Annotated in this window: 14 protein-coding genes and 2 tRNA genes; 7 read left to right on the forward strand and 9 right to left on the reverse strand. The window is 48.9% G+C overall.

What is annotated here, in order from left to right:
* Positions 1 to 109: 109 nt before the first annotated feature.
* Both ACY0JR_RS06270 and ACY0JR_RS06275 read right to left on the reverse strand, forming a co-directional pair.
* Positions 110 to 898, reverse strand: coding sequence for a mechanosensitive ion channel family protein (locus ACY0JR_RS06270; protein WP_462633088.1), 789 nt, complete (start codon positions 896 to 898; stop codon positions 110 to 112).
* Positions 899 to 960: 62 nt separating this feature from the next.
* On the reverse strand, positions 961 to 1659 hold the full coding sequence (locus tag ACY0JR_RS06275) for a peptidoglycan DD-metalloendopeptidase family protein (RefSeq protein ID WP_462633089.1): 699 nt from the start codon (positions 1657 to 1659) through the stop codon (positions 961 to 963).
* A gap of 174 nt (positions 1660 to 1833) precedes the next feature.
* On the opposite strand from ACY0JR_RS06275, the gene ACY0JR_RS06280 reads away from it, so the two are divergent.
* Positions 1834 to 2916, forward strand: coding sequence for an FAD-binding oxidoreductase (locus ACY0JR_RS06280; protein WP_462633090.1), 1083 nt, complete (start codon positions 1834 to 1836; stop codon positions 2914 to 2916).
* 18 nt (positions 2917 to 2934) lie between these two features.
* Positions 2935 to 4668, forward strand: coding sequence for a M3 family oligoendopeptidase (locus tag ACY0JR_RS06285; RefSeq protein WP_462633091.1), 1734 nt, complete (start codon positions 2935 to 2937; stop codon positions 4666 to 4668).
* A 289-nt stretch (positions 4669 to 4957) separates the two neighbouring features.
* On the opposite strand, the gene ACY0JR_RS06290 is transcribed toward ACY0JR_RS06285, so the two are convergent.
* Positions 4958 to 5593, reverse strand: coding sequence for a hypothetical protein (locus ACY0JR_RS06290; protein WP_462633092.1), 636 nt, complete (start codon positions 5591 to 5593; stop codon positions 4958 to 4960).
* Between the two features lie 221 nt (positions 5594 to 5814).
* Positions 5815 to 6396, reverse strand: coding sequence for a TetR/AcrR family transcriptional regulator (locus ACY0JR_RS06295; protein ID WP_462633093.1), 582 nt, complete (start codon positions 6394 to 6396; stop codon positions 5815 to 5817).
* Between the two features lie 201 nt (positions 6397 to 6597).
* Between ACY0JR_RS06295 and thiL the strand changes: the two genes are divergently transcribed.
* A complete protein-coding gene (gene thiL, locus ACY0JR_RS06300) occupies positions 6598 to 7626 on the forward strand; it encodes a thiamine-phosphate kinase (protein ID WP_462633094.1) in 1029 nt (342 codons plus the stop codon).
* A 196-nt stretch (positions 7627 to 7822) separates the two neighbouring features.
* On the opposite strand, the gene ACY0JR_RS06305 is transcribed toward thiL, so the two are convergent.
* The 4 genes from ACY0JR_RS06305 to ACY0JR_RS06320 all read right to left on the reverse strand — a co-directional run bounded on the left by ACY0JR_RS06305 (position 7823) and on the right by ACY0JR_RS06320 (position 11363).
* On the reverse strand, positions 7823 to 8152 hold the full coding sequence (locus ACY0JR_RS06305) for a low molecular weight protein tyrosine phosphatase family protein (protein ID WP_462633095.1): 330 nt from the start codon (positions 8150 to 8152) through the stop codon (positions 7823 to 7825).
* A 9-nt stretch (positions 8153 to 8161) separates the two neighbouring features.
* The gene (locus ACY0JR_RS06310; RefSeq protein ID WP_462633096.1) at positions 8162 to 8530 is read right to left on the reverse strand and encodes a hypothetical protein; all 369 of its coding nucleotides are present in this window, start codon (positions 8528 to 8530) and stop codon (positions 8162 to 8164) included.
* Positions 8531 to 8649: 119 nt separating this feature from the next.
* Complete coding sequence (rlmD, locus tag ACY0JR_RS06315; protein WP_462633097.1) at positions 8650 to 10068, reverse strand: 23S rRNA (uracil(1939)-C(5))-methyltransferase RlmD; 1419 nt, start codon at positions 10066 to 10068, stop codon at positions 8650 to 8652.
* 251 nt (positions 10069 to 10319) lie between these two features.
* On the reverse strand, positions 10320 to 11363 hold the full coding sequence (locus ACY0JR_RS06320; protein WP_462633098.1) for an LA_2272 family surface repeat-containing protein: 1044 nt from the start codon (positions 11361 to 11363) through the stop codon (positions 10320 to 10322).
* Positions 11364 to 11553: 190 nt separating this feature from the next.
* Here ACY0JR_RS06320 and ACY0JR_RS06325 point away from each other — a divergent pair, with 190 nt between their 5' ends.
* Positions 11554 to 12360 carry an SDR family oxidoreductase gene (locus tag ACY0JR_RS06325; protein WP_462633099.1) on the forward strand — a complete coding sequence of 269 codons (807 nt, stop codon included), beginning with the start codon at positions 11554 to 11556 and terminating at the stop codon, positions 12358 to 12360.
* 61 nt (positions 12361 to 12421) lie between these two features.
* Here the strand turns inward: ACY0JR_RS06325 and ACY0JR_RS06330 are convergent, their stop codons facing one another.
* Positions 12422 to 13186 carry an SH3 domain-containing protein gene (locus ACY0JR_RS06330; protein ID WP_462633100.1) on the reverse strand — a complete coding sequence of 255 codons (765 nt, stop codon included), beginning with the start codon at positions 13184 to 13186 and terminating at the stop codon, positions 12422 to 12424.
* Between the two features lie 69 nt (positions 13187 to 13255).
* Between ACY0JR_RS06330 and ACY0JR_RS06335 the strand changes: the two genes are divergently transcribed.
* The 3 genes from ACY0JR_RS06335 (at position 13256) to ACY0JR_RS06345 (ending at position 16417) form a co-directional block, all read left to right on the forward strand.
* Positions 13256 to 13328: transfer RNA gene (locus ACY0JR_RS06335), tRNA-Lys, on the forward strand.
* Between the two features lie 67 nt (positions 13329 to 13395).
* Positions 13396 to 13468, forward strand: a tRNA-Lys gene (locus ACY0JR_RS06340).
* Between the two features lie 1209 nt (positions 13469 to 14677).
* Positions 14678 to 16417, forward strand: coding sequence for an ATP-binding protein (locus ACY0JR_RS06345; RefSeq protein WP_462633101.1), 1740 nt, complete (start codon positions 14678 to 14680; stop codon positions 16415 to 16417).
* Positions 16418 to 16876 lie beyond the last annotated feature (459 nt).

The following is a 16876-nucleotide window of genomic DNA, read 5'->3' on the forward strand; positions in this document are numbered from 1 at the left end:
GAAAGTGGGCCTAAAGCAGGGCGATTTGGTTTGGAAGAATTTTTGAATTGCCCTTGCATCTAGGAGTCGTTGAGGCCGCCCGGTTTTGCTTTCTGCTACGTTTCAGCGTTTATTTAAAGGCGATTCCTGCCTGGTCAAAAGCTTCTTTCACCTTTTCGTTTAAAGACGCAGACACTTGCTCAAAACGGTAGTTGCCACGTTCCACCCACACCTTCACCGACAAGGTCATGGTCTGCCCGGCCAGTTTCTCCACGCCTATCGTCGCTTCCGGCTCCTTCACAATTCGTTCATCGGTGGAAATAATGCGCTGTAGTATGGCCCGTACGTTTGAAAGCGGAACCGCGGCATCTATGGTGTAAGAAACTTCTAGGCGGCGGTGATTCTCCACATCATAATTCACCACTACTGAGGAGGCCAGCGGCCCATTAGGGAGGTAAATAGTTTTGTGGTCTTCGGTGGTGATCACGGTATTGAAGATGTTGATGAGGGAAACCGTTCCTTTCTGGCCCTGCGCCTCAATAAAATCACCCACCCTAAAGGGTTTAACGGCCAGAATCAGCACACCACCCGCAAAGTTGGACAAACTTCCCTGCAAGGCTAAACCCACCGCCAAACCCGCCGAACCCAGTAATGCCACGAACGACGTGATCTCCAAACCTACCTGGGCAATCACAATCATGATGAGCATTACCAACAACACAATGTTGAGAATGTTCTTCAGGAACGGGCGTAAAGATGGGTCCACGTTTTTGCGCGTCATCAAAGCATAGGAGAACGCTGTGATGCGGCGTATCAGCCAAAGGCCGATTAATAAGATGAAAATGGCCACCAGAATCTTAATGCCATACAGCACCGCAAAGTCTTGTAAACTGATTAAGAGGCGTTCTGAGTCAAACATAAAGCAATTGAAATTGACTTAAATTCTGAAAAACAGCTGAAAAAGGTGAATATAAAGCACTTCTACCCCAAATGCCGTGACCGCAAAATCAAATTAGGATCAAGGCAAATCTGGCGGTAAAACGCCTCCTCAGAAGGCGCGCATACCCCCGGAAAATCACCTGACTTGCCCAGGAGATCGGTCATGAGTTGGAAGTGCAGGTGCGGCGGCCAGTTACCGTTTTCTGGGTAAGGACCCATGGTGGCTACCTGTTCTCCGGCAGCAATGGGTTTGCCCGCGTACAACCCGTCCAGAGAAGTGCGGCTGAGGTGACCGTACAAAGTATAGAAGGGAATTCCCTCCACGTCATGCGCTAAAATGATGGTGGGGCCGTAATCCCCAAAATTGGCGTTGTCCTGGAAACTGTGCACGGTACCGGCTGCGGGTGCATAGATAGGAATGCCCGCCGGAGCCCAGATGTCAACCCCCAGATGCACAGACCGGGATTCTTCAGACCCTTCAAAGTGCTCGCTGCGGCGGTAAATAACTCGGTTTTCAAAATAACCACCTACACCTATCTGAGCGTTTTTCTGGCGAAGCATCTCCAAGACAAACTGCTCAAAAGAAGCGGTGTCGCGCAGGTCGGTCTGGAGCAGGGCCGCGTTGGCAGACGTTAAATCCAGGCGATCCACATCTTCTGCGTTCAGGTCATGGTCTAGAATAGGGGCGAAGGAAGAAGTGTGGGCCGGCAGGAGCGAAATCAGTTTGGAAGCATTTTCCATAAACGGGGGCAAAAACGTAAATTTAGGGGGAAATGAAAAGGAAAGATACAGGAAAAACAAACGTACGATTGCTTTTTTTAAGCTAAGTTCGGGTTGGTTTCTGAAATGTTGTAACTTTCCTCCCATATTAAAAGTTAGTCAACCCGAAACACCTTCGTTTTTCGTATAAACACTATGAGCAACGCTTATTTCAACATGAAAGTGGTGGACATCACGCAAGAGACGTCAGACGCCATCACCCTTCATCTAGACCATCCAGATAAAAAGAATATCCCCTACATACCGGGACAGTTTTTGACCTTGATTGTACCCGTAAACGGAATTAAGGTGCGCAGATCGTATTCGTTGTGCAGCATTCCGGAAGAGCCTTACTTTTCGGTGACCGTGAAGCGGGTAGAAGGCGGCCTTATGTCTAACTTTCTGGCAGACAATGCCCAGGTGGGCCAGACCATTGAAGTAATGGCCCCGTTGGGGAATTTCGTCCTGAAGCCTGAGGCTACGCAGAAGCGCCATATTTATCTGTTTGGCGGCGGTAGCGGCATCACACCGCTGCTGTCTATGCTCAAAAGCACGCTTAAATACGAGCCCCAAAGCCGCGTCACTCTCATTTACGGAAACCGGAACGTAGAATCTGTCATTTTCAAAGACCAATTGGCCCAACTGGAGCAGCAGCATCCTGAGCAATTCAAGCTGGTGCATGTGTTTAACGAGGCTCTGGTAGATGCCACCGAAAAGCAGGAGCACATTGGCCTGTTAGACCGTTCTATGGTACTGCGCCTGTTAGACGACTTGAAAGTGCCCGGTTTCCAGCAGGAGAGTTTTTACATTTGCGGTCCTGAAGGCATGATGAATGAAGTGAAGGAAGCCCTTCACTTCAAAGGCGTACCCGCCAACCAGGTCTACAAAGAAAGTTTCACCGCTCCCACCGCCTCAGAAGAGCACGGCGCCGATGTCAGCGCCGCCCCGGAATCTGACGAGATCATTACCCGTACCGTGACTATTCGGTATGAAGGCGAAGAATACCAGGTAGAGGTGAAACCCACGGAGACCATTCTGGAGGCCGGTTTAAGAGCCGATATTGATTTGCCCTATTCCTGCCAGGCGGGTTTATGTACCGCCTGTATGGGTAAATGCCTGAGTGGCCGCGTGCATTTAGATGAGCGCGAAGGCTTGTCAGATGCTGAAATTGCCCATGGATACGTTTTAAATTGCGTTGGCCATCCCCTCACCGCCGATGTAGTGATTGAGATTGGTTAATCGTTTTTGTCCTACTCTATGGAAAATACCTCCCAAACGCTTGCGTTACCGGAACGCAAAACCCGCCAGTACATCCCCGCCAATTTTGAGGTGAAGGATTGGGAGTCGCTGGAAACGTACTTTGAGGAACTGAAAAACCGCGAACTGCAGTCGCAGGCAGATCTGGAAAAATGGATTGCTGACCGCAGCGAACTGGAGAGCGTGCTCTCTGAGAACCTGGCCTGGCGATACATCAAGATGACCTGTGACACGCAGGACGAGGCGCTTACCCAAGCGTTCCAGTTCTTTGTGACCGAGATTGAGCCCAAAGCCTCTCCCTATGATGATGCCTTCAACCGCAAACTGGTAGAATCGCCTTACATTGACGGACTGGACGAAGAGAAATACCGCATTTACCTGCGGGGAGTTCGGCGGGCCATAGAACTGTTCCGGGAAGAGAATATACCGCTGCAGACCGAAATTAGCACCAAACAACAGCAGTACGGCGCCATTGCTGGGGCCATGATGGTGACCCTAGACGGGGAGGAAATGACCCTGCAACGCGCCGCTGACCGCCTGAAACAAACAGACCGTGCCGTGCGCGAAGAAGCGTACCTGGCCATTCAGACCCGTAGGCTGGAAGACAAAGAAAAGCTGGATGATCTGTTCACGGAGCTGGTGCAACTGCGCCACCAGGTAGCCGTGAACGCCGGTTGCAGCAACTTCCGCGATTACATGTTTGCTGCCTTGGGTAGGTTTGACTATGGTCCTGAAGACACATTCTCCTTCCACCAAGCCATTAAAGAGAAAGTGGTACCCGTAACGCGGGCAATTGAGCAGAAGCACAAAGAACTTTTAGGCGTAGATACCTTGCGGCCTTGGGACATGGACGTAGATCCTAGCCAGTTGCCGCCGCTGGAGCCTTTCAAGACCGGCGAGGAACTGCTTTCCCAAACCATTGCCTGCTTCTACCGCCTGGATTCTTTCTTAGGCGATTGCCTGGTGACCATGCGCGAGATGGGCCATCTGGACCTGGAATCCCGCAAGGGGAAAGCGCCGGGAGGGTATAATTATCCGTTGGATGAGATTGGCGTACCGTTCATCTTCATGAATGCCACCTCTTCGCTCCGCGATGTAGTGACCTTGCTACACGAGGGTGGCCATGCCGTTCATTCTTTCCTAACCCGTGACCTGCCCCTGAACGCCGCCAAACACCCACCGTCTGAGGTGGCAGAATTGGCGTCTATGTCCATGGAATTGCTCACCATTGACCACTGGGATATTTTCTTCCCCAACCAGGAGGATCTGTTGCGCGCCAAACGGCAGCATCTGGAAGGGGTGCTGGAGACATTTCCGTGGGTGGCTACCATTGACAAGTTTCAGCACTGGGTGTACGAGAACCCAAACCACAGCGTAGAAGAGCGCCATGAGAACTGGGTGCGTATTTTTGAGGAGTTCAACCTGCAGGAAGTGGATTGGACGGGCTTGGAGCACATTAAACCGTACATGTGGCAAAAGCAGTTGCACCTCTATGAAGTACCGTTCTATTACATAGAATACGCCATGGCCCAGTTAGGAGCCGTTGCCGTCTGGAAACGTTACAAAACCGAACCCGAAGCCGCGCTGGAAGGTTACAAAAAAGCCCTCAGCCTAGGCTACACCGCCACCATTGGCGAAATCTACGCCGCTGCCAGTATCCGTTTTGATTTCTCCAGTGACTACATTCAAACCTTGGTAGATTTCGTCAAGGATGAATTGGAGCAGTTAGGGTAAGCAGCTCTATTATCAACCTTTATTTCCGAAAGGAGCCTAAAAACGGGAAAGCCTCAGAATCAATCATCTTCTGAGGCTTTCCCGTTTTTAGGCTCCTTTCATTTAAAATGAGTACAGGCCTAGAATTACTTGATAATCTATTGTCATCCTGAAAGGATCTTGGTAGCGAACTAGAATAGCTATAATGGAACGCAATTACCGTACGCTACCAAGATCCTTTCAGGATGACAAAATAATGTATTGTTTCTTTGTCTTTGTTCTTCGTTGATTTCCTTTTTCGGTAGCAGCATTACTGCGCTTCCTCTTCATCCGTTGGTTTGGCATCTTTGTCTACCCATTGAAACAGCGGAGCCGGTTGCAGGGTGTCATAAGGTTTGCCTAGTTTCGGGATTTGTTTTTTGTAGCGGCGCAGCAGCGTGTTCAGCTCTTTGGCCGTCTGGTCATAGCCGCCCCGGTAAAAGATGGCTTGCGTCTGCTGTTCAGAAATAGATTGGTTCAGAGAGTCTACGAGCGCCACGCCGGTAGGACCGTTTTCTGGTAAAAAGGCACGCAAAGCGGTCCAAACCGAATCCTGGGCGGCATCATAGACATCAATGCGGTTAGAGTCGCGCACCGAGTTGCGGTCATAACGCAGCGTCTGAAGCCGCCGGATGGCTTGTTGCAGCGCGGCGCGCTGTGGGGCTTCAATGGCTCCCGGCGGAATAGCGGCCAGCATTTCTTCCATCTGCTGGGTCTTGATGCTGTCGCTCCGCATCATCACGTTCCATTTCCCGGTGAGGGTGTCTGAAAGCATGGTGAGTTCGTGCTTTAACTGTTCATCGGAAATAGGGCGGGCCAGCGGACCAGCTTTCCCGGTGTCTTTGGAACAGCCGGCCAAACTCATGATCAGCGCCACAGATAGTCCAAAGAAGATACTTTTTTTCATGATTTCTGGTGTAAGGAAGACAGGTGGGAACCCGTTTTGCAAGCCTGAACCTATAGGCCAGACACCCTGCAAACGTAACAGTCCCCTTTCCCGTTACAACCCGCCAGCTTGCGGAGGTTATTTCTTCTCCGTTAAAAGAGAAAACAGGCGCGTGTAACAACGTTCGCCAGAAAACGCCGCAATGCCCGCAAAAGTATAGAAAACCGAAGAAGACAGCTCCGTTAGAAGTTTTTAAGGCCGTTGAGCAACAGGTTGGAAAGGAACTCCGCAATCTCGTCGGGGCTCATTTTGCCTTCGGGCTTGTACCACATGTGCAGCCAGTTCAAACTGGAGAGCAGCGTAAGCACCACAAACTTTTCATCGGTCACCTTGAACTCGCCGTTGGCGATGCCTTCGCGCACAATCTCCCGCAGGCTTTCTTCGTACTGGAAACGCATGTCATGGAATTTGCCCAGAGAAGGTTCGCTTAAGTGACGCCACTCGTTCAGGAAAACGCCCGCCGCCTGTGGGTTTTTGGTCAATACCCGCACGTGCGCCGCAATGGCCAGCCGTAGTTTCTCGCCGGCAGAAACGTCTTTGTTTTTCACCTCGTCAAAGGCCGCGTTGAACTCGTCGGCCATTTTAAAGCAGACGCGTTGCAGAATATCTTCCTTTGACTTAATGTGCGAATACAGGCTTCCGGCTTCAATGCCCAACTCCAGCGCCAGATCGCGCATGGTGGTGGCGGCAAAGCCCCTTGATTTGAAGAGAGAAGTGGCAACTTGGTCAATCTGTTCTTTACGCGACATTGGGGTGCTGGACATAGAGGTACTGTTTACAATCAAAGCTACTAACGCGAACGCCTGTTCGCAAATTTATAAGCTGCCGGTACCTATCATAAGACGTAATGTGAAAGGTGCCCGGGAAAAGCTATCTTTGCGTTTTAGGCAAGTTTTTCTAAAAATAAGACGAAAACGTATATCTCCTATATTTTTAGAGTAAAAACTACGATAAGTACATAGAATATGTCAGAATATACTTCTTTAGATACCCTGGGCGAATTCGGTTTGATTCGTAGGTTGCAGGAAAACATTGAACTTAGTCAGCCTTCTACCATAGTAGGCATAGGCGATGATGCCGCCGTGCTGGAGCCTGGTCAGAAGCAGATTGTGGTCACCTCAGACATGCTGGTGGAGAACGTGCACTTTGACCTCACCTTCTGCCCCCTCAAGCACCTGGGCTACAAAGCGATAGCCGTAAACGTGTCTGACATTGCCGCCATGAACGCCATTCCCACCCAGATTGTGGTGAGTCTGGCCATTGGCGCGCGCTATACCGTGGAGGCTATGGAAGAACTGTACGCCGGCATGCGCCTGGCTTGTGAAAACTACAAAGTGGATTTAGTGGGCGGCGATACCACAGCCTCCCGCGGCGGATTGGTGATCAGTATCACGGCTTTGGGCGAAGTAGAGAAAGGCAAAGCCGTGCTGCGCAGCACGGCGCAAGTGAATGATTTGATTTGCGTAACTGGAGATTTGGGCGGCGCTTACCTGGGACTGCAATTATTGGAGCGCGAGAAACAAGCCTACCTCGCTGACCCAGAAACCCAACCCGAACTGGAAGGCAAAGACTATGTGGTAGGAAGACAGCTACGGCCCGAGGCCCGCATGGATGTGATTCATGAACTGAAAGAATTAGGCGTACACCCCACCGCCATGATTGACATTTCTGACGGATTGGGTTCTGAGTTACTGCACATCTGCTCCCAGAGCAGGGTAGGGGCGGCCATCTACCAGGACAAACTCCCCGCCGACCAGCAGACCTTGGAAACCGCCGAGGAATTCAAACTGGACCCGGTAACCTGCATTTTGAACGGTGGCGAAGACTACGAACTACTCTTCACCGTGAAAATGGCCGATTACGATAAAATCAGAAACCATCCAGACATCACCATCATCGGGAACATCACTGATGCCGGGGAAGGCGTGCGTTTGGTTACCCCCAGCGGCAATGCGTTCCCCATCAAAGCCCAGGGCTGGAATCACTTTGGGTAATAAGTAGTAGGGCAAATTAAATAGTAGGGCAAATTAAACTACCTACTTTGTCATCCTGAAAGGATCTTGTGGTCCAGCTAGAAAGCAGTAAATAAACGCTATTGCCGTTCGCCACCGAGATCCTTTCAGGATGACAAAGAGAGAAGAAGGTATGCTTATAGGGTGGCTACCGAAAAATCAACCTGAAAACGAAGGCCTAGGATGCCACCTCCAAAAAAGGAGTCACAGAAGTTTCCAGCATTTCAACCAGCTCGGCATCCATGAACGCGTAGTCATCTGGAATGTCCAGGATATGTATCTGCTTGTCTCGGGCGGTAGCTCCGTATTTGGATATGAGCAGATGCTTGTGCTTTTTCTCCATCACCAGAATCAAATCGGCCCAGTCCATCAGTTTTGAAGAGATTTTGATGCGGGCGCTCTCTGACGTACCCGCTGACCTAAACGAATGCCCGGCAAAGTTCTGGAAAATCTTCTCGGCGGTGGGGCTGCGCCACTGGTTCCGGCTGCAAACAAAAAGTACGTTCATGCAAGCGGCTTAATCCTCCGGGTACGGAACAAACACGAAGTTCATAAAATCGCGGTCAATCACAAAGAGGCAGCAATATTCATCGGCATCGCGGTAGGCTTGGTGGAAATCCTCCACTTTGTCTTCCTGCACCAAGCTGCGGCCCACAAAATCTTCCAGGTAAGAAGCATTGATGTTCCAGTCCAGGTCGCGCTCCTCGGCGGCAATGATGAGCCCGCCAATCTTTGTGACTTCCTTGGAGAACACGAAGATGGGGTACTTGGAAATATCACGCTTTCTAATGAGGTAAGAAGCTTCCTTTAACGTATCTGACACCTGCACGAAGTCTTTGGTGATGGTGCCTAAGTATTTGCCGTTCAGTTCTGGATCGTTCTGCATAATGGTAGCACGTATGGCGTATCAAGTATCACGAATATTTCTGTATAGAGATGCATTTAGGGGCCGTTTTACAGAAAACAGCCCCTAAATGCATGCTAAGTTTTCCGCTTAGTGGAAGTTTATCCTCTCAACGTAAGCAGCGCCACACTTTCTACGTGGTACGTCTGCGGGAACATGTCTACCGGCTGAATTTTCACCACATCATACAACTCAGAGAGCATTTCCAGGTCGCGGGCTTGGGTAGACGGGTTGCAGCTCACGTACACAATGCGGTTGGCTTTTACTTCCAGCAGTTTCTTCACCACGTCTGGGTGCATACCGGCGCGGGGCGGATCAGTGATGATCACGTCTGGGCGGCCGTGTTGGGCGAAGAGCTCGTCGGTGAGCACGTCTTTCATGTCGCCGGCGTAGAAATGCGTATTGGTGATGTCGTTGATCTGTGAGTTGATTTTGGCGTCCTCGATGGCACTGGCCACGTACTCAATGCCTACCACCTGCGCCGCCGAACGGGCCACGAAGTTAGCGATGGTACCCGCCCCGGTGTACAGGTCATACACGGTCTCATGGCCGTTTAGCAGCGCGAACTCGCGGGTGAGTTTATACAAGTTGTAGGCCTGCTCTGAGTTGGTCTGGTAAAAAGACTTCGGCCCAACTCTGAAACGCAAACCTTCCATCTGTTCATGAATGTACGGCTCGCCGTGGTAGCATACTACCTCCAGGTCATGGAAGGTCTCGTTGCCCTTGTTGTTGACCACGTACTGTAGCGAGGTAATCTGCGGAAAAGTCTGCAAGAGATACTCCAGCAAAGGCTGAAGCCAGTCTAAGCGGTCCTGAAACACCTGCACAATCACCATCAAATCACCGGTATTGGCGGTCCTGATGATGAGGTTACGCAGAAAGCCTTCCTGTTTCACCAGATTAAAAAACGGCAGGTTGTGCTCCAGCGCGTACTGTTTCACGGCCAGCCTGATCTCATTAGACGGAGCCGGTTGCAAATAACAATGCTTCAGGTCCACGATTTTGTCAAACCGCACCGGAATATGGAAGCCCAAGGCCCTGCGTTCAAGTTCTTCGCCGCTGTCTATCTGCTCTTTGGTAAGCCAGGCGTTGTCTGAGAACGTGAATTCCAGCTTATTTCGGTAAAAACTTACCCGATCAGATGGCAAGATGGGCAGCATTTCATGGCCGGTAATCTTGCCAATGCGCTCAATATTGTCATTTACCTGTTTCTGCTTGAAAAACAGCTGGGTGTCATAAGGAATATGCTGCCATTTACAGCCGCCGCACACGCCAAAATGCTCGCAGAACGGTTGGGTGCGCATCTCTGAATACGTATGGAAATGCACCGGAACGGCTTCCAGGAAGTTCTTTTTCTCTTTGGTCACACGGACGTCCACCACATCTCCGGGCGCTACGTCAGAGATAAAAACCACCAGATTCTCATATCTCGCCAGGCATTTGCCCTCGGCGGCCATCTCTTCCACGTGTAGCTGCGGAAGGATGTTGTAGTTGCTTTTTCTTTTCTTGTGTCTTCTCACGATGCCGCGAAATTACAAAGAAAACTCTGCACAGCCGCCTCTTGACCAAAGCTTCTGTTTAGGCGGTCTTTTCCTGTAAACTCGTTTTAAAGGAGTTTTTCAGGAAAAAGCCTTGAAACGAGTTTGTGAAAAATAGGGGAGGAGTTCAGGAACAGGAAACCAGAGAGACCATCATACTGGGCAGCAATCTCGTTTTATATAGCGGTGTTCCGTTTCAGAGCCCTTTTCTGGAAGTCAGCCCTAAAACGAGGCTATATCTTTTTAAATCTGACACCCAAGTTGATGCCCGGCCACACCACCACGCGCGACTGCCGGGAGATGTTCTCAAACAAAGGCCAGGGCTCCAGTTTCATGCCCGGATCTTCACCTACTTTCAGCGGACGCCGGTTAGAGACGAACACGTTGAGCGTGGCCCCGTACAGCAGCGCCACTTTCCCGAAGTCCTGCTCTTTGGTGAGGCGCACCTGCTCCAGGAGATTGCTGGAGCCGTTGGTCCAGAACTTGTTTTCGTTCACCTGGTAAATGAGCACATCCAGAAATAGGCCCTTGGGATTCACCGGAAAACCCAGCCCCAACCCATACCCGAAATGATGCTTGCCCTCGTGCGGACCCCAACCCAGCGCGAAAACGCTGTACAGTTTCTGGGTTCCCAGTTTGAGGGCTCCATTGGCGTAAAAGGTTTCCCCGGCCCATACCTCGGCCCGATAGTAGCCGCCGCGCCGCACAATGTTGATCAAACCCAACGTGGCCCCGCTGCTGGAATCGGCGATGTTGATCAAGCCCATCTGCAAACCTTTGGAGTGGCTCGTCCGGTTGATGGCTCCAAGTTGCAAGCCGTTCAGCACACCGGTGGCCGTATTGAGTACCCCGCCAATCTGCGCTCCGTTCACATCACCTTCCACCGAGTTCAGAATGCCGCCTAACTGAAGACCTTCCAAACTGGCCTCGGGAGAGAGGAGGGAATCTGCTTTCTGGCGCTGCGGCACAGAAAAGTTGGTGGGCAGCGCCCCCACGGTATTGAGGATTCCGGCCAGTTGCAAGCCTTTGGAGAAATATCGGTTCCGGTTGATCAAGCCGCTGAGTTGAAGGCCGCTCACCCCGCCGCTTTTATCGCCCAGCACCCCGAAGGAAAAGGATGTGTAATACTGCTCGCTCTGCCTGCCGTTGGAGCTTAAATTAGGTGTAACCGAGAACTGAACCGGACGATATTCCAGGGAAGCGCCTGCTGGTGTTTGGGAGAAACCATCCGCAGCAAGGCCCAGGAGCGTTGCAATGGAGAAAAGAAGTTTTTTCATGGGAAACGTGATAAATCACCTTTGTGAAGGTGGTTAGAAGTAAAGACGGCTTTTGTGCCATTTACCCCCACGTTGCTTGGATGATTGTTGATGACATTCCCCGGTATGGGCAGTGACCAGATGAGGAAAATGGTGCGAAACTTATCGTAGATTTGCGACGGCTGCTTTGCGGCAAAAGAAGCATTTGAACATGAAAGATAAAGTTGTCATTATCACCGGCGGATCGTCCGGCATTGGGCGGGCCTGCGCCTTGGCGTTCGGGCGGGCCGGCGGAAAAATCGTGATTTCGGCCCGGAATACGCAAAAGTTGCAGGAAGTAGGCCAGGAACTGAAAGCCGCCGGCGTGGAGTATCTGGCCGTGACCGGCGATGTCAGCAAAGAGGAAGATTGCCGTAGGCTGATAGATGAAACCGTCGCCCGGTTCGGAAAAATTGACGTGATGCTCAACAACGCGGGCATCAGCATGCGGGCGCTGTTTCAGGACGTGGACTTGAATGTGATCCGGCAGCTCATGGACATCAATTTCTGGGGAACCGTGTACTGCACCAAATACGCGTTGCCACACCTCCTGAAAAGCAAAGGGTCCGTGATTGGGGTATCTTCCATTGCCGGTTACCAGGGCTTACCCGGGCGCACGGGTTATTCAGCCTCTAAATTTGCAATGCAGGGCTTCTTGGGAGCCTTACGCACTGAGACCTTGCACCAGGGATTACATGTTATGATCGCCTGCCCCGGGTTTACGGCTTCCAACATTAGAAATACCGCCTTGGCAGCAGATGGGCGTCAGCAGGGGGAGTCGCCGCGCGATGAAGGCAAAATGATGAGTTCTGAGGAAGTGGCGGCCCTCATCTTGGAAGGCACTCGCAAGCGGAGACGGGAATTAGTGATGACGGGACAAGGCAAACTGACGGTGTTCCTAAGCAAATGGTTTCCCGGTATAACAGATAAACTGGTGTACAACCACATGAAGAAAGAGCCAGATTCTCCTTTCAAATAAAACCTGTTTCGGGGCAGTTTTTGGGAGAACTGCCCCGAAACAGGTTTGCTTTTGAAGGCGCTTAGAACAAATCTTTGCTGCCCAACGGCTGCGGAAGAAGTAGGAGGTTGTTTTTCCGGATGTAGGCCGTTTTGTCTTCCCATTCAATTCGGTACCAAATATCTTCCTCTCCCAGAATATTGACTTTGTGGCCCGTACTCACCGTGGCCACCAGGCCCGCTCCGGCCGAAGGAGCGGTCATGATGGGAACATTCCCGTTTCTGATAATTCCTTGCTGGTCCAGACTCAGAAAGTTGGCGAAGTAGAAGAGAAAAAGTAGATAGAGCAGCAGTCCGGTTTTTGCCTCTGTGCTGATGGGCTTTCTCTTGGTCCACCTGATAACGAGGAGCGTAGTGATAATGGCCGCCCCCACCAGCAACACTTCCAGAATTTGGGTATAATACTTATAAAACTGGGTTTTGAAGAAGTTCCAGTCTGTGTACTCATACCCCGAAAGGTGCTGCTGCAACCCTACCTCTTCCATTTTCCTCAACACAGATCTGCTGGGTTGCTTGCTGTAGTACAACTGCAGGTAGTGCATAGACTGCGTGTATTGCTGCAAGCCCTCATGGATGTACGCCATTTTTAGAAGCATTTGCGGCGAATAAATGCGCTTCTGGGAGAGCAACTGCTCGTAAATTTTTAGAGCTTGGGTATAGTTGTGCTTGTTAAACAATGAATCTGCTTCCTCCAATGCAGCAGTAGGTGATTGAGCCCTAATAGGTTGTGTGCCGAAGAACCAGAACACACAAAAAAGCACATAGAATTTGCGGAAAATGTTTGGCATTTACAGAAAGTGGTGATACTTTTGCATCGCAAATGAGGGAAACGCCCTTCCTAGCAAAGGTAGTAAAAAGATTCTGTAGCTCAGCTGGTAGAGCAATACACTTTTAATGTATGGGTCCTGGGTTCGAATCCCAGCGGGATCACTTGATTCCAAAAGCCTTTCCGATGTACAGTCGGGGAGGCTTTTTTTACCACCTTCTTTCAATTTCTGATTCTGTAGCTCAGCTGGTAGAGCAATACACTTTTAATGTATGGGTCCTGGGTTCGAATCCCAGCGGGATCACTTCCTAAAGCCTCTTATTCTCAAGAATAAGAGGCTTTTTTCATTTAGGCTTTGATCAGATATTCTTAGGTAGCTTACTGAAAATGCCTCCTTGCCACTTCTTATGGACTTCCAATCGTTTGGCATTACTAGTTGGTCAGATAGTTGAATAAAGGCAATGAAATTGCTTTCCTCAGTTGAATGCTTTCTGCCCCATCGTAAGTAATGCTCTAAAGTATCAGGTAGAAACTGATTGTTTGCCCAGGTATACAAAAGTGCCTGTTGATATCTCTAGATATACTCCGGTGTTCCTTCTTCTTTGTTATTCCGAAAACCGTTTTTGTTCTGTCTTGCTCTGTACTGTGGAAATTATAAGCGATTGCTTATCTTGGTGTTAGGAGTATGATTTGATGTACTATAATCCGTAAAGCACAGAGTGCTTGGGGCTTTACCTGTAAGAAAATCAGGAGGCAAAGGCAACCTTTTATACCATCTCCGTTAATAGTGATTCGCTTCAGTAAACACCTCAAAAAGGTGGTTACGGAGGTAGAGCCGTTTGGGCTAAGATGTTGCTTAAGCGGCGAAGGCTTTGAAACCAAAAAGTCAATTAAATTTAATAATTGAGCTTTAGCGGACTTCAAAACTCAAAGCTTAAGGTAATACTTTAATATAAACTTTGTTGAAATGTTAAAGTTGCAAGGTCAATAAGAGGTAAGTGAGCAATAATTCAAGGTAATTCGTCTGAATGGAGTAAAAATTTCAATGCAGCGCCTCAAACTACAGAATAACGCATGATAAAATAAATAGGACTTTTTTAATTAAGTTTTAATAAAATAAACTAAAAGGACCTGTCTTTAGGCGTGTTATTTCAAAATAATATGCAAAAACGTAACAGAACTAATATTTTATTGTATATTTGACCAAGGAATAAATAAATGCATGTTTATGAAGTCTGCTCCAGTTACCGTAAATGAGTCTCGCAATTTGAATGAGTGGCAGACCCTGCAATTCACAGGTACTGTTGCTGATTCATGGAACTCTAAGCCATTAGAGGAGATAGGCAGTATTTTCAAGGTTGCTCCGTCCTTTCGTTCCTTTGGCAACTTTAAGCAATTCTTCCAGTCTGTGCTTGCGCATGCTAAATCGCAAGGTTTAGCTCTGTTGTCTCTTTCAACAGACAAGCTTTGGAAAAGAAAGCTGTTAGGCTTGCATGAACCAGTTCATTTTGGAATGCCCTTCCAGAATATCTCTGATTCGGTTCTGGAACTTCACCTTCTCGAGGATACTTCTACAATAGGAGGCATTGTGAACAATGAGACTGAACAGGCGCTCCCTGTCCGATCTTTACCCAAAAGCATTAAGCAGTCCCCGTTATCTTCCAAGCCAAACCAAGGCTTTGATCACCTGCAAAAGGCTGGAGCCTTGAGCGCCGAAGTGAGTTCATTACTGGAAGCGGGATTGTGGGAGTACTCCATAGAAACAGAGGCATTCTTCTGTACAGAATACGTACATCAACTGCTGGATATTCCATCTTCTATTCCCCTGGAGGACTTTGATTCTTTCATGCCGTTCCTCACAGAGGAAAGTCGGGTTAGTTTAACTAATGCCTGGGATAATCTGATCACCAATGGAGATGAACTGAACTGTTTGGTTGAAGTGCCAAGCGGCGAGAATTCGTCTTGGTTGAGAGTGAAGGGCAAAACGGTGATCAAGGACTCAAAAGTCTCTAAATTGGTAGGCTCTATTCAGAATGTTACTGAATATGTAGAGAAAGAAAGATTGCTGGTGGCAGAAAAGGCGGTGGCTGAACATGCGGCCCAACTTAAAACGGAGTTCGTTTCTTACATGAGTCATGAAATAAGAACTCCCTTGAACGCCATCATGGGTTTGACCTATCTTCTTTTGCAGGAAGATGGTTTGAAAGAAGAGTATAAAGAAAACCTGAACTCTATCCATTTCTCTTCCCAAAACCTGCTGGCTTTAATCAACAATACCCTTGATTACTCAAAAATGGAGGCCGGCAAGGTGGAGCTGGAGAAAGTGAACTTTCATTTAAAAGATCTGCTAAAGAACACGCATCAGGCGCTCTGTCTGCGCTCCATGGAAAAGAGAATCAACTTTGATCTTTCCATTGACCCACGCACGCCATCTGAGGTGGCCGGTGATCCGGTAAGATTGATGCAGATTCTGAATAATCTACTGAGTAACGCTATCAAGTTTACGGACCATGGTTCGGTAACACTTGGCGTAGAAGTGGTTTACCAGAATAATCTGGAATGGGTGTTAGACTTTACCGTGTCAGACACCGGGATTGGTATTCCGGTAGAGAAACAAAGCAGCATTTTTGAAAGTTTTACGCAAGTAAGTTCTGCTACCCACAGGCAATACGGGGGAACAGGTCTAGGACTTTCCATTACCAAGAACCTGGTGGAACTACACAAAGGAGCCATTCAAGTGAAAAGTGTTCCGGGTGAAGGTTCGGCCTTTAGTGTTCGGTTAAGATTTGTGAAACCGCAATCTTCTCTGGTTACCCTTCCTAAGATTGGAAGCAATAAAATTACCAGTGCCAAGCTGAGAGGGGTTAAAATATTGGTAGTGGATGACAACGTCATGAACAAGACTGTTGCCACCAAGCTACTCACCAACTGGCACGCCGAAGTGGACACGGCGGAAGATGGATTAGCGGCAATAGCAAAAATCGAATCTGCAGACTATGACTTGGTGCTGATGGACCTTTATATGCCTAAGCTAAATGGCTTCCAGACAGTTTCTAGGCTGCGCGATAGAGGATACAACTTGCCTGTAATTGCGTTAACGGCGAATGCCAGCGAAGAAGAGCGCAAAAGAATATTATCGGCCGGTGTCAATGATTACCTGACCAAGCCTTTTGTGCCTCAGGACTTATTCAATAAACTGCTTCAGCACCTGAACACCAATAGGATCATAACTAAGGTAGAACTTGGGGCGTAGTAGCCTTCTCGTTTTATGTCCTTTCACTACATAGTTAAAGCCTTGTTCGTTAGATCAACCTCACAGTAGTGAGGTTGATCTGGCTTTACAGTTAGGCGCAAGATGATTTGCAGATTTGATTCAGTGTTTAGGTGGAAAAATTACGTTTTTAGGTTAAAAACGTAATCTGGGTTCTAAACTTCCAGTATTGATCAAGAAGAAAGTTAAGTATTCATAGCCTTGCTCCTATAACAGTCATCTCAAGTTAAGAGCAGGTCTGGAAATTTAACCGGACCTCTCACGCCAAATTTATATACGTTACAGGCTGAGGTGTTTAGGAGTTTGCCAAATAAAAGCACGGTCCAAATTGCAGGTATAGTCCTTATGAACAGATAGATAGATAAATATTCAGGATTCCGTTACCAGTTAATACTAATAGTAACGTGCAGATGCAATTAACTATTGTCCAAATACTTTCTT

The organism is Rufibacter sp. JT3400010, from assembly GCF_054956755.1.